Raw genomic sequence first — 13,351 nt, forward strand, 5'->3', positions numbered from 1 at the left:
CGTGGTACAGAAGTTTGTGTATTTCTATTTGTAAAAAACCATCAATGAGAAGATGCATTAGCCGTTTTCGACGAAATGGAAAAAGGTCAAATCCAAGGACGTATGGTACTCGACTTCACCCACTAATTTAATAAAAACCTATTTTAAAAGTTGGAAGCTTCTTCCAACTTTTTTATATTAAATTTTTAAATAAGGATTCAAAAAAACTTCTCTAAAACTCAATATATCAATATTTTCAGATGTAATCTTTTTAATTATTTTATGATAAATAGTTGATTTTTAGATGAAAACGGTTTATACTTAATTAGGCTTAAAGTTTTCTTAAACACACAGTCAAACATTTTAAAGGAGGAATGACAATAATGAGTATCGGAATCATTATTGCGAGCCACGGCGAATTTGCTGCGGGTATTCATCAGTCAGGATCTATGATCTTTGGTGAACAAGAAAAGGTTCAAGTTGTAACCTTTATGCCAAATGAAGGTCCTGATGATCTATACGCTAAGTTTAATAACGCTGTTGCTGCATTTGACGCAGAAGATGAGGTTCTAGTTTTGGCTGACCTTTGGAGTGGATCTCCATTTAACCAAGCTAGCCGCGTGATGGGAGAAAATCCTGAGCGTAAGTTTGCCATCATCACAGGACTTAACTTACCGATGTTAATTCAAGCCTACACAGAGCGCCTCATGGACGCTGCTGCAGGTGTAGAAAAAGTCGCTGCGAATATCATTAAAGAAGCCAAAGATGGCATCAAAGCTCTTCCAGAAGAGCTAAACCCAGTTGAGGAAGTAGCAAGCGCTGCAGCTGCTCCAGTTGCCCAAGCTGCTATTCCAGAAGGAACTGTCATCGGAGACGGTAAACTCAAAATCAACCTTGCCCGTCTAGACACTCGTTTACTTCACGGTCAAGTTGCAACTGCTTGGACTCCAGATTCAAAAGCAGATCGTATCATCGTTGCTTCAGATAACGTAGCTAAAGACGAATTACGTAAAGAATTGATTAAACAAGCAGCTCCAGGTAAAGTGAAAGCAAATGTTGTTCCTATCCAAAAACTAATCGACGTTGCAAAAGATCCTCGCTTCGGAGGAACACATGCCCTTATCTTGTTTGAAACACCTCAAGATGCCCTTCGTGCTATCGAAGGTGGCGTGCCAATCAAAACTCTTAATGTTGGATCAATGGCTCACTCAACTGGTAAAACAATGGTTAACAACGTTTTGTCTATGGATAAAGAAGACGTTGCTACATTTGAAAAAATGCGTGACCTTGGTGTTGAATTTGATGTACGTAAAGTACCAAACGACACGAAAAAAGATTTGTTTGACTTGATCAACAAAGCGAACGTGCAATAATCGATTTTATGAAAGGATTTTAAAGATGTCTATTATTTCTATGGTTTTAGTAGTCGTTGTAGCCTTCCTAGCAGGTCTTGAAGGTATCCTCGACCAGTTCCAATTCCATCAACCAATCGTAGCTTGTACCCTTATCGGTCTTGTTACTGGTAACCTTGAAGCAGGGATTATCCTTGGTGGTTCTCTTCAAATGATCGCCCTTGGTTGGGCTAACATCGGAGCTGCCGTAGCTCCTGACGCTGCTCTTGCTTCTGTTGCTGCTGCCATTATCATGGTTCTTGGTGGCGACTTTACTAAGACAGGTATCGGTGTTGCCCAAGCGGTTGCTATCCCTCTTGCAGTTGCTGGTCTATTCTTGACTATGATTGTCCGTACACTCTCTGTCGGATTGGTTCACACTGCTGATGCTTCTGCTAAAAAAGGTGACTTCAAAGCAGTTGAACGTGCTCACTTTGTCGCACTTCTTCTTCAAGGTCTTCGTATTGCAGTCCCTGCAGCACTCCTTCTAATGGTACCAACTGAAACAGTACAAAGCATTCTAAATGCTATGCCTGATTGGCTTAAAGATGGTATGGCTATCGGTGGTGGTATGGTCGTTGCCGTTGGTTACGCTATGGTTATCAACATGATGGCAACTCGTGAAGTATGGCCATTCTTCGCTATTGGTTTCGTGCTTGCTGCCGTGTCAGATATTACTCTAATCGGATTTGGTGCTATCGGTGTTGCTATCGCTCTTATCTACCTTCACCTTTCTAAAACTGGTGGAAATGGTGGCGGAGGAGCCGCAACTTCTAACGACCCAATCGGCGATATCCTAGAAGACTACTAAGATAAGAAAGGACTGAAAACATCATGACTGAAAAACTTCAATTAACTAAATCAGATCGTAAAAAAGTTTGGTGGCGTTCAACTTTCTTACAAGGTTCTTGGAACTATGAACGTATGCAAAACTTGGGTTGGGCTTACTCATTAATTCCAGCTCTTAAAAAACTCTACACTAAAAAAGAAGATCAAATTGCTGCTCTTGAACGCCATCTTGAGTTCTTCAACACTCACCCATACGTAGCTGCTCCAATCATGGGGGTTACTCTTGCACTTGAAGAAGAACGTGCTAACGGTGTTGAAATTGATGACGCTGCTATCCAAGGGGTTAAAATCGGTATGATGGGACCTCTTGCTGGTATCGGTGACCCAGTATTCTGGTTTACAGTACGCCCAATCCTTGGATCACTCGGTGCTTCACTTGCACTTACTGGTAATATCTTAGGTCCAATCCTCTTCTTCGTTCTTTGGAACTTGATTCGTATGTCATTCTTGTGGTATACACAAGAGATTGGATACAAGGCTGGATCAGAAATCACTAAAGATATGTCTGGCGGTATCCTTCAAGACATCACTAAAGGAGCTTCTATCCTTGGTATGTTCATTCTTGCTGTCCTTGTTCAACGTTGGGTAAATATTAAATTTGCTTTCGATGTTGCCAAAGTTCAACTAGATGAAAAGGCTTATATCCATTGGGATAAATTGCCAGAAGGATCTAAAGGTATCCAAGAAGCATTCGCACAAGTAGGACAAGGATTGTCTCAAACACCTGAAAAAGTTACTACTTTCCAACAAAACTTGGATATGTTGATCCCTGGACTATCAGGACTACTCCTTACTTTCCTTTGCATGTACTTGCTTAAGAAAAAAGTATCTCCAATCACTATTATCCTTGCACTCTTCGCAGTGGGTATTGTGGCACATGTTCTTCACATCATGTAATCAAGCAACTTAAAAGGAATCAGGTTCTAAAATCTGATTCCTTTTTTCTATACTTTTATTCGGCCAAGGCACCCATTGGATCCCATGGTGCGAGTACAATTGGTTCTGCTTCATAGGCAGCTTGTTCTTCTGCTGTTAGCAATTCTTTACGGACAACGATTTGGTAAGTGTATTCGTCCATCCAAGCGTCTGAGGCAACAAAGTAACCATCGGTACCAACCTTGTCTCCCCATGAGTTTTCAACCTTCCACTTGGTTGACTTCCCATTTTCATCCAAATCAACACCTGTCAAGACCATGGCGTGGGTCATCAAACTTTCGCTGTAGTCCAAACGTCCAGCCTTGTCTTGAGTGAGTTTAATGTCCATGCTTGATTCAAAGTCATAAACATCTGTCGCAAGAATTCCAGCTTTACGGTTGCTGAGCTGGCCGACATCTGAACCAAACCAAACAGTCTCACCTGCTTGCATTTGAGCAATCGCCAATTCTTTCAAGCGCTCCATCGGTACGTTGATGTAGCGAACTGCACGGCTACCAACTACATTTCCCAACATCTCAACTGTGTAAGATTGGCCGTAAGGCTTGTCAGCAGTTGGAGCATTGATAACAGAAACATAATCTTCTAGAGGAAGATTGACATATTTCTTGTAAAACTCTTGTGGTGTAATGCCCTTTTCACTTTGGTAGTTGTTATCCTTATCGCGATAAGCAAAGTCAAATTTACGTGGTGGAAGTCCTAAAGACATAGCAAGAAAGTTAAAGATTTCTTGTAAAAGATCTTCTTTCTTAGCTTGAACAGTCGCTTGGTCTGCGCCAGAAGCAAGCAAGTCACGCAAAATTTGAGCATCTTGACGAAGCAATTTATTAAGGATTGCATTTAGCTCACGGCTGCTGCTAGATGAAACAGACTCAGGGTAAACTGACTTAGGTACGACACCGTATTTCTCAAAAAGGGCAACGACCATATCCCATTGACCACCATCTTGTTGAGGTGTTTGAAGTAGGAATTTAACCTTACGGCTAGTTAGGTCTTGGTCTGCAGTCGCAATCACTTGCTCTAAGAACCAGTTTGATTTTTCATACTTATCCCAGAAAAATGTGTGGGCCTGTGATAACTCAAAATTTTCTAGTTTGTATTGAGAAATGAGTTTGTGGCGGAAGGTGTTGAGAGCCGCAAACATCCAGCAACGACCAGACGCTTTCTGGTTAGTAACCTTGTCCTTGGTCAAATCCAATGAAAAAACAGGTGTGTTGTCTACATGGCTTTGGCGACGTTCTAGGGCTGCAAAAATTCCGTTGTGGCTGGCAGCATTTTCAATCGCTTGGTATTTTACATTTGCTTCATAGTTGGCAAATAATTTATCAGTAAATGATTCTTGAATCGCGTTCATAGATTCCTCCTTTTATTCTACAGTCTATTATAACTCTTTTCACAAAGTAAGCAACTGAAAAACATAAAAGGCAAGGATATTCTTCCTCACCTTTTTTCTAACATAAACCCAATTAAGCAATACTCGCAAGGAGAACTTCTAACTCTTCCTTGGTCAAACGACGCCATTCCCCTCGTTCTAGGTTCTCATCCAATACTAGAGTTCCCATAGTCAAACGTTGCAAGTCTACTATTTCCTTGCCACAGTAGCCCACCATACGCTTGACCTGATGGAACTTCCCTTCTGCAATAGTCACACGGATTTGGCTTTGATTCTTTTCTATATCTATGGAAACAAGCTCCAGTTTAGCGGGCTGACAGGTAAAATCCTTAAGAGGAATCCCCTTAGCAAACGTCTCTACGTCTTCTTGGGTCATAATTCCCTTAACCTGTGCCAGATAGGTCTTATCCACATGACGCTTAGGTGAAAGAAGAGCATGAGCTAGTTTGCCGTCATTGGTCAAGAGCAAAAGACCATGCGTGTCAATATCCAAACGTCCTACTGGGAAAACTTCCTTGGTCCGAGCAATATCATCCAGCAAGTCCAACACGGTTCTGTGCTTGGGATCCTCAGTCGCTGAAATAACTCCTTGGGGCTTATTCATCATGTAGTAGACAAACTCCTCGTACTCCATCATTTGACCATCAAAGCGAATCTCATCTCTTTCTTCATCAATCTGTAATTTAGCTGATTTTTCTTTTTTACCATTTACCATCACGCGCCCAGCCTTGAGCAAGTTTTTGACCTCAGTCCGACTCCCCACAGCGCAGGCAACTAAAAATTTATCTAATCTCATAGAACTATTATATCATACTCAAAAGGAGGCTGTCTCAATGACCAACCTCCTTTTCGTTTCATACTCTTCAAAAATCTCTTCAAACCACGTCAACGTCGCCTTGCCGTATATATGTTACTGACTTCGTCAGTTCTATCTGCAACCTCAAAACAGTGTTTTGAGCTGACTTCGTCAGTTTCATCTACAACCTCAAAGCAGTGCTTTGAGCAGCCTGCGGCTAGCTTCCTAGTTTGCTCTTTGATTTTTATTGAGTATTAGCGCAACCGATTCTTGTCAGAATCACACCTTTACATTTAAAACGTTAAAATTTAAATTTAGAATGAGGTTTTACTTCATGGAAAATGTTGTTGTACATATTATCTCACATAGTCACTGGGACCGTGAGTGGTACTTGCCTTTTGAAAGCCACCGTATGCAGTTGGTGGAATTGTTTGACAATCTCTTTGATCTTTTTGAAAATGACCCTGAGTTCAAGAGTTTCCATTTAGACGGGCAAACTATTGTCCTTGATGACTACTTGGAGATTCGTCCTGAAAATCGCGACAAAGTTCAACAGTACATCGACGAAGGAAAATTGAAAATTGGTCCCTTTTATATCTTGCAGGATGATTACTTGATTTCAAGTGAAGCCAATGTCCGCAATACCTTGATTGGTCAGCAGGAAGCTGCAAAGTGGGGCAAATCCACTCAGATTGGTTACTTCCCAGATACCTTTGGAAATATGGGACAAGCGCCTCAAATCCTTCAAAAATCAGGCATTCACGTGGCCGCTTTCGGTCGTGGTGTGAAGCCGATTGGATTTGACAACCAAGTCCTCGAAGATGAGCAGTTTACTTCCCAGTTTTCAGAAATGTACTGGCAGGGTGCAGACGGAAGTCGTGTCCTCGGTATCCTCTTTGCCAACTGGTACAGTAATGGGAATGAAATTCCAGTTGATAAAGACGAGGCCTTGACCTTCTGGAAACAAAAACTGGCAGACGTGCGTGACTACGCTTCTACCAACCAATGGTTGATGATGAACGGATGTGACCACCAGCCTGTACAGAAAAATCTGAGCGAAGCCATTCGTGTGGCAAATGAACTCTTCCCAGATGTAACCTTTGTTCATAGTTCTTTTGATGAGTATGTCCAAGCCGTGGAAAGTGCTCTACCAGAGCAGTTATCAACGGTTACAGGTGAGCTGACCAGTCAGGAAACAGATGGCTGGTACACACTTGCCAACACTTCTTCATCCCGCATTTACCTCAAACAAGCCTTCCAAGAAAATAGCAACCTCCTAGAGCAAGTTGTAGAACCCTTGACTATTATTACTGGGGGCCACAACCACAAGGATCAGTTGACCTATGCTTGGAAAACTCTTTTGCAAAATGCGCCGCATGATAGTATCTGTGGCTGTAGCGTGGACGAAGTTCACCGTGAGATGGAAACTCGTTTTGCCAAGGTCAATCAAGTCGGAAACTTTGTTAAGAGCAATCTTCTTAACGAATGGAAGGGCAAAATCGCTACAGCTAAGGCTCAAAGTGATTATCTCTTTACTGTCATTAACACAGGCCTGCATGATAAGGTCGATACTGTCAGCACAGTGATTGATGTTGCGACTTGTGATTTCAAGGAATTGCACCCAACAGAAGGTTACAAGAAGATGGCTGCTCTTACCTTGCCAAGTTACCATGTGGAGGATTTGGATGGTCGTCCTGTAGAGGCTAAAATCGAAGACCTTGGGGCTAATTTTGAGTACGATTTACCAAAAGACAAGTTCCGCCAAGCTCGTATTGCTCGCCAAGTGCGCGTGACCATTCCAGTTCACCTAGCGCCACTTTCTTGGACAACCTTCCAATTGCTGGAAGGAGAGCAAGCACACCGTGAGGGTATTTACCAAAACGGAGTGATTGATACACCATTCGTAACGGTGAGTGTAGATGACAATATCACAGTTTATGATAAGACAACTCACGAAGCCTATGAAGACTTTATCCGCTTCGAAGACCGTGGTGACATCGGAAACGAGTATATCTATTTCCAACCAAAAGGAACAGAGCCAATCTATGCAGAGCTTAAGGGCTACGAGGTCTTGGAAAACACAGCTCGCTACGCTAAGATTTTGCTCAAACATGAATTGACCGTGCCTGTCAGTGCGGATGAAAAGCTAGAAGAAGAGCAAAAAGGCATCATCGAGTTTATGAAGCGTGAGGCTGGACGTTCAGAAGAGTTGACAAGTATTCCTCTGGAAACTGAGCTGACTGTCTTTGTTGACAACCCACAAATTCGTTGCAAGACTCGCTTTACCAACACTGCCAAAGACCACCGTATCCGTCTCTTGGTCAAGACTCACAACACGCGTCCAAGCAATGATTCTGAAAGTATCTATGAGGTGGTTACACGACCAAACAAACCAGCAGCTTCATGGGAAAATCCTGAAAATCCTCAACACCAACAAGCCTTTGTCAGCCTGTATGATGATGAAAAAGGTGTGACCGTATCCAACAAGGGATTGAATGAATACGAAATCCTTGGAGACGACACTATTGCAGTGACCATTCTGCGTGCGTCAGGTGAGCTAGGTGACTGGGGTTACTTCCCAACACCAGAAGCTCAGTGTTTGCGTGAGTTTGAAGTCGAGTTTGCTCTCGAATGCCACCAAGCCCAAGAACGCTTCTCAGCCTATCGTCGCGCTAAAGCCTTGCAGACACCGTTTACCAGCCTTCAACTTGCTAGACAGGAAGGAAGCGTCGCTGCGACTGGTAGCCTCTTGAGCCATTCTGTTCTCAGCATACCGCAAATCTGTCCAACAGCCTTTAAGGTAGCTGAAAATGAAGAAGGCTATGTCCTTCGTTACTACAATATGTGTAGTGAAAATGTACGTGTACCGGAAAGTCAACATCTCTTCCTTGACCTACTTGAACGACCATACCCAGTTCATAGAGGCCTCATTTCACCACAAGAGATTCGTACAGAATTCATCAAAAAAGAAGAAATTTAATTTCAAAAAGTAAACATAAAAAGAAAGGAGGGGCGAAAAGGTAAGAACTAACTGCTGATTCGCCCCTTTTTATGGTAAAAACAATGACCATTGCAACAATTGATATCGGAGGGACTGGGATTAAGTTTGCCAGTCTGACTCCTGATGGGAAAATACTGAATAAGACAAGCATTCCAACGCCTGAAAGTTTGGAGGATTTACTAGCTTGGTTAGACCAGCGCTTGTCAGAGCAGGATTACAGTGGGATTGCTTTGAGCGTTCCAGGCGCGGTCAATCAAGAAACAGGTGTGATTGATGGCTTCAGTGCCGTGCCCTACATCCACGGATTTTCTTGGTATGAGGCGCTTGCCCATCATCAGCTACCTGTCCATCTGGAAAATGATGCCAACTGCGTTGGACTCAGTGAATTGCTAGCTCATCCAGAACTTGAAAATGCAGCCTGTGTCGTGATTGGGACAGGAATTGGCGGAGCCATGATTATCAATGGCAGACTTCACCGAGGTCGCCACGGATTGGGTGGGGAATTTGGCTACATGACAACCCTTGCCCCTGCTGAAAAGCTCAACAACTGGTCGCAATTAGCGTCAACTGGAAATATGGTGCGATACGTGATTGAAAAATCTGGTCAGACTGACTGGGACGGTCGCAAGATTTACCAAGAGGCTACAGCTGGGAATGCTCTTTGCCAAGAAGCTATTGAGCGCATGAACCGCAATCTGGCGCAAGGTTTGCTTAATATCCAGTATCTGATTGATCCAGATGTCATTAGTCTGGGTGGCTCTATCAGTCAAAATCCAGATTTCATACAAGGTGTTAAGAAGGCTGTTGATAACTTTGTCGAAACCTACGAAGAATACACGATCGCACCTGTCATCCAAGCCTGTACCTATCATGCAGATTCCAATCTCTACGGTGCCCTTGTCAACTGGCTACAGGAGGAAAATCAATGGTAAGATTTACAGGAATTAGTTCCAAACAAACTCAGGCAATCGACTTGCTGACAAAGCACATTTCGCTACCAGATGTAGAGGTAGCTGTCGCTCAGTCTGACCAAGCCTCGATTTCTATCAAGGGTGAGGGTGGTCACTATCAATTGACCTACCGCAAACCCCACCAACTTTATCGAGCCTTGTCCTTGTTGGCAACAGTTCTAGCAGAAGGTGACAAAGTAGAGATTGAAGAGCAGGCGGCTTATGAAGAGTTGGCCTATATGGCAGACTGTTCTCGAAATGCAGTGCTGAATGTGGCTTCTGCCAAGCAGATGATTGAGGTCTTGGCTCTCATGGGCTACTCAACCTTTGAGCTCTACATGGAAGACACCTACCAGATTGAAGGGCAGCCTTACTTTGGCTATTTCCGTGGAGCCTACTCGGCTGAGGAGTTGCAGGAGATCGAAGCCTATGCCCAGCAGTTTGACATGACCTTTGTGCCATGTATCCAGACCTTGGCTCACTTGTCAGCCTTCGTCAAATGGGGTGTCAAAGAAGTCCAGGAACTCCGTGATGTAGAGGACATTCTTCTCATTGGCGAAGAAAAGGTTTATAACCTGATTGATGGCATGTTTGCTACTCTGTCTAAACTACAAACTCGCAAGGTCAATATCGGGATGGACGAAGCCCACTTGGTTGGTTTGGGACGCTACTTGATTCTGAACGGTATTGTGGATCGTAGTCTCCTCATGTGCCAACACTTGGAGCGCGTGCTGGATATTGCTGACAAATATGGTTTCCACTGCCAGATGTGGAGCGATATGTTCTTTAAACTTATGTCAGCAGATGGCCAGTACGACCGTGATGTGGAAATTCCAGAAGAAACTCGTGTCTACCTAGACCGCCTCAAAGATCGTGTGACCTTGATTTACTGGGACTATTATCAGGATAGCGAGGAAAAATACAATCGCAACTTCCGCAACCATCACAAGATTAGCCATGACCTTGCATTTGCAGGAGGTGCTTGGAAGTGGATTGGTTTCACACCCAACAACCATTTCAGCCGTCTCATTGCTCTTGAAGCCAATAAAGCATGTCGTGCCAATGATATCAAAGAAGTCATCGTGACGGGTTGGGGGGACAATGGTGGGGAAACTGCCCAATTCGCTGTCCTACCAAGTTTGCAAATCTGGGCAGAACTCAGCTACCGCAATGACCTAGACCGTTTGTCTGCTCATTTCCAGATTAATACAGGTCTATCAGTTGAGGATTTTATGCAGATTGACCTTGCCAACCTCTTGCCAGACCTACCAGGCAATCTCAGTGGCATCAATCCTAACCGCTATGTCTTTTACCAGGATGTTCTCTGCCCTCTTCTTGATAGACACATGACACCTGTACAGGACAAACCGCACTTCGCTCAGGCTACTGAGACACTTGTTGAAATCAAAGAAAAAGCAGGAAATTATGCTTATCTCTTTGAAACTCAGGCCCAGTTGAATGCTATTTTAAGTTCTAAAGTCGATGTAGGACGACGCATCCGTCAGGCCTACCAAGCGGATGATAAAGAAAATCTAAAAGAAATCGCAAGACAAGAATTACCAGAACTTAGAAGCCAAATCGAACACTTCCATGCCCTCTTTAGCCACCAATGGCTGAAAGAAAACAAGGTCTTTGGCTTGGATACAGTTGACATCCGTATGGGCGGACTCTTGCAACGCATTAAGCGAGCAGAAAGTCGCATCGAGGCTTATCTGGCTGGTCAAATTGACCGCATCGAAGAACTAGAAGTAGACATCTTGCCATTTACTGACTTCTACGCAGACAAGGATTTCGCAGCCACAACAGCCAACCAGTGGCATACTATTGCGACAGCTTCAACGATTTACACGACATAAAAAACAAGAACACCATGCTCTTACTCAGAGTGTTTCCCGTGAAACATCCCTTTCTTAAAAAAGTACTCCACATAAAATAATTTGTGGAGTTTTTTCTATAATTAGTAGTTTAACCTAACCTGCAAATAGGAGTATACTAATAATGTAATCGTTATCAAAAGTCTAAAAAGGAATTTTTAGATGGATATCAAAATAAAAAAGGGAGGAAATTATGAATAAGTTTTCAAAAACCTTGAGAGACAACTGGATCTTTCTCTTGATGGTTTTACCAGGGGCACTCTGGTTGATTCTATTCTTCTACATTCCAGTATTTGGGAACGTGGTTGCCTTTAAAGACTACCACATGACAAGTAATGGTTTCATAGATAGTATCATGAATAGTAAATGGGTCGGACTCGATAATTTCAGATTCTTGTTTAGTTCAAAAGACGCCTTTATTATCACACGAAATACTGTCCTCTACAATCTCGGCTTTATCTTTATCGGTTTGATTGTATCTGTAGGGATTGCCATCATCCTCAGTGAACTCCGTTCTAAGAGAATGGTTAAGATCTTCCAAACTTCTATGTTGTTCCCTTACTTCTTGTCTTGGGTTATCATCAGTTTCTTTACAGATGCCTTCCTAAACATCGATAAAGGGGTCTTCAACCATTTCCTAGAATCTATCGGAATGAAGGAAGTCAATTTCTACGCTGACTTGGGTATCTGGCCATATCTCCTCCTTTTCCTAGGTATTTGGAAAGGTTTTGGATATAGCAGTGTCATGTACTATGCGACAATCATGGGAATTGATCCAACCTACTACGAAGCAGCAACAGTGGACGGGGCTAGCAAATGGCAACGCATTCGCAATGTAACCATTCCGCAGTTGACACCATTGGTAACTGTATTGACTATCCTTGCAGTCGGAAACATCTTCCGTGCAGACTTTGGTCTCTTCTACCAAATCCCACACAATGCTGGTCAGCTTTACAACGTAACCAACGTCTTGGACGTATATGTTTATAACGGTTTGACTCAGACAGCGGATATCGGGATGGCTTCAGCGGCAGGTCTCTACCAATCAGTTGTCGGCTTGATTCTGGTTATCCTATCAAACTTACTTGCAAGACGAGTTGATCCAAACTCAGCCTTGTTCTAGAAAGGAGGAGAATATGGCAGAAAAGAAAATTAAAAAAGAAAAAATTGATAATGTCGGCATTCACTCCTTCAGTAAGAAAGCAGATATCTTTTTCAGTATTATTTCTGGTTTGATTGCCCTCTCTTGTATCCTACCCTTTGTTTTCGTTATCGTTATTTCGGTGACAGATGAAAAGAGTATCCTCCAAAATGGATATAGCTTCTTCCCATCTCAATTTGGATTAGACGGTTTTGAGTTCTTGGCACAGTTTAAGGATAAAATCCTCCAAGCCCTCTTCATCTCAGTCTTTGTAACAGTGGTGGGGACTATCACAAACGTCTTTATCACAACAACCTATGCCTACGCCATCTCACGGACAACCTTTAAGTATCGCAGATTCTTTACGATCTTTGCCCTTCTTAGTATGTTGTTCAACGCTGGTTTGGTACCAGGCTATATTGTGGTCACTCGTTTGCTTCAACTCGGTGATACAGTTTGGGCCTTGATTGTTCCAATGCTTCTCTCACCATTTAACATCATCTTGATGCGTTCCTTCTTCAAGAAGACAATCCCAGAAGCCATTCTTGAATCTGCTCGTATCGATGGTGCCAGTGAAGCCCGGATCTTCTTCCAAATCTGTTTGCCATTGTCACTACCAGGTATTGCAACCATTACGCTTTTGACAGCTCTAGGTTTCTGGAATGACTGGTTCAACGCCCTTCTTTATATCAAGAGTGACAACTTGTATCCATTGCAATATTTGCTCATGCAAATCCAACAAAATATGGATTACATCGCCAAAGCAGTCGGCCTATCTGGTCAACTGGGCGTTGCTCTACCGAAAGAAACAGGACGTATGGCCATGGTTGTGGTCGCAACCCTTCCAATCGCGATTCTATATCCATTCTTCCAACGCTACTTTGTAAAAGGTTTGACTATCGGTGGTGTGAAAGAATAGTGCTTGTTGAGAAATACCCTTTCTCAGTTCCAACTTCCCTTGTGTGAAGTTAATACTCTTCGAAAATCTCTTCAAACCGCGTCAACGTCGCCTTGCCGTACTCAAGTACAGCCTGCGGCTAGTTT

10 protein-coding genes and 1 pseudogene are annotated in these 13,351 nt (G+C 43.0%); 9 read left to right on the plus strand and 2 right to left on the minus strand.

The window, feature by feature from the left end:
* Positions 1 to 48 precede the first annotated feature (48 nt).
* From QZ565_RS04300 to QZ565_RS04315, 4 genes and pseudogenes are all read left to right on the plus strand, one after another.
* Positions 49 to 126 (plus strand): annotated as a pseudogene (locus tag QZ565_RS04300) (alcohol dehydrogenase); the annotation flags it as partial.
* A gap of 236 nt (positions 127 to 362) precedes the next feature.
* Positions 363 to 1,352, plus strand: a complete 990-nt coding sequence (locus QZ565_RS04305) for a PTS sugar transporter subunit IIB (RefSeq protein WP_004258131.1) — start codon at positions 363 to 365, stop codon at positions 1,350 to 1,352.
* Between the two features lie 25 nt (positions 1,353 to 1,377).
* Entirely contained in the window at positions 1,378 to 2,181 is an 804-nt protein-coding gene (locus tag QZ565_RS04310) for a PTS mannose/fructose/sorbose transporter subunit IIC (RefSeq protein WP_000022716.1), read from the plus strand.
* A gap of 23 nt (positions 2,182 to 2,204) precedes the next feature.
* Positions 2,205 to 3,116, plus strand: coding sequence for a PTS system mannose/fructose/sorbose family transporter subunit IID (locus tag QZ565_RS04315; RefSeq protein ID WP_033676082.1), 912 nt, complete (start codon positions 2,205 to 2,207; stop codon positions 3,114 to 3,116).
* A 55-nt stretch (positions 3,117 to 3,171) separates the two neighbouring features.
* Here QZ565_RS04315 and pepC read toward each other — a convergent pair whose 3' ends face one another.
* Positions 3,172 to 4,506 carry an aminopeptidase C gene (gene pepC / locus QZ565_RS04320; RefSeq protein WP_227325738.1) on the minus strand — a complete coding sequence of 445 codons (1,335 nt, stop codon included), beginning with the start codon at positions 4,504 to 4,506 and terminating at the stop codon, positions 3,172 to 3,174.
* A gap of 112 nt (positions 4,507 to 4,618) precedes the next feature.
* Positions 4,619 to 5,341 (minus strand): pseudouridine synthase, encoded by a 723-nt coding sequence (locus tag QZ565_RS04325; RefSeq protein WP_295526097.1) that lies wholly within the window; start codon positions 5,339 to 5,341, stop codon positions 4,619 to 4,621.
* A gap of 334 nt (positions 5,342 to 5,675) precedes the next feature.
* Between QZ565_RS04325 and QZ565_RS04330 the strand changes: the two genes are divergently transcribed.
* The 5 genes from QZ565_RS04330 to QZ565_RS04350 all read left to right on the plus strand — a co-directional run bounded on the left by QZ565_RS04330 (position 5,676) and on the right by QZ565_RS04350 (position 13,226).
* Positions 5,676 to 8,321: an alpha-mannosidase gene (locus tag QZ565_RS04330; RefSeq protein WP_295526101.1), complete on the plus strand. Its 2,646-nt coding sequence runs from the start codon at positions 5,676 to 5,678 to the stop codon at positions 8,319 to 8,321.
* Between the two features lie 83 nt (positions 8,322 to 8,404).
* Entirely contained in the window at positions 8,405 to 9,274 is an 870-nt protein-coding gene (locus QZ565_RS04335) for an ROK family protein (protein ID WP_295526104.1), read from the plus strand.
* Entirely contained in the window at positions 9,268 to 11,148 is a 1,881-nt protein-coding gene (locus QZ565_RS04340) for a beta-N-acetylhexosaminidase (RefSeq protein ID WP_295526106.1), read from the plus strand. The genes QZ565_RS04335 and QZ565_RS04340 overlap by 7 nt, the downstream gene beginning before the upstream one ends.
* A gap of 211 nt (positions 11,149 to 11,359) precedes the next feature.
* Positions 11,360 to 12,289 carry a sugar ABC transporter permease gene (locus QZ565_RS04345; protein WP_101786307.1) on the plus strand — a complete coding sequence of 310 codons (930 nt, stop codon included), beginning with the start codon at positions 11,360 to 11,362 and terminating at the stop codon, positions 12,287 to 12,289.
* Between the two features lie 13 nt (positions 12,290 to 12,302).
* Positions 12,303 to 13,226 (plus strand): carbohydrate ABC transporter permease, encoded by a 924-nt coding sequence (locus QZ565_RS04350; protein WP_023945674.1) that lies wholly within the window; start codon positions 12,303 to 12,305, stop codon positions 13,224 to 13,226.
* Positions 13,227 to 13,351: the final 125 nt, after the last annotated feature.

Origin of the sequence: uncultured Streptococcus sp., assembly GCF_915066115.1 — a bacterium.
Lineage (GTDB): Bacteria > Bacillota > Bacilli > Lactobacillales > Streptococcaceae > Streptococcus.

Bases quoted from the DNA above. Each gene is read 5' to 3' on its own strand.
- QZ565_RS04305 (WP_004258131.1), top strand. From the start codon at position 363: ATGAGTATCGGAATCATTATTGCGAGCCACGGCGAATTTGCTGCGGGT.
- QZ565_RS04310 (WP_000022716.1), top strand. From the start codon at position 1,378: ATGTCTATTATTTCTATGGTTTTAGTAGTCGTTGTAGCCTTCCTAGCA.
- QZ565_RS04315 (WP_033676082.1), top strand. From the start codon at position 2,205: ATGACTGAAAAACTTCAATTAACTAAATCAGATCGTAAAAAAGTTTGG.
- pepC (WP_227325738.1), bottom strand. From the start codon at position 4,506: ATGAACGCGATTCAAGAATCATTTACTGATAAATTATTTGCCAACTAT.
- QZ565_RS04325 (WP_295526097.1), bottom strand. From the start codon at position 5,341: ATGAGATTAGATAAATTTTTAGTTGCCTGCGCTGTGGGGAGTCGGACT.
- QZ565_RS04330 (WP_295526101.1), top strand. From the start codon at position 5,676: ATGGAAAATGTTGTTGTACATATTATCTCACATAGTCACTGGGACCGT.
- QZ565_RS04335 (WP_295526104.1), top strand. From the start codon at position 8,405: ATGACCATTGCAACAATTGATATCGGAGGGACTGGGATTAAGTTTGCC.
- QZ565_RS04340 (WP_295526106.1), top strand. From the start codon at position 9,268: ATGGTAAGATTTACAGGAATTAGTTCCAAACAAACTCAGGCAATCGAC.
- QZ565_RS04345 (WP_101786307.1), top strand. From the start codon at position 11,360: ATGAATAAGTTTTCAAAAACCTTGAGAGACAACTGGATCTTTCTCTTG.
- QZ565_RS04350 (WP_023945674.1), top strand. From the start codon at position 12,303: ATGGCAGAAAAGAAAATTAAAAAAGAAAAAATTGATAATGTCGGCATT.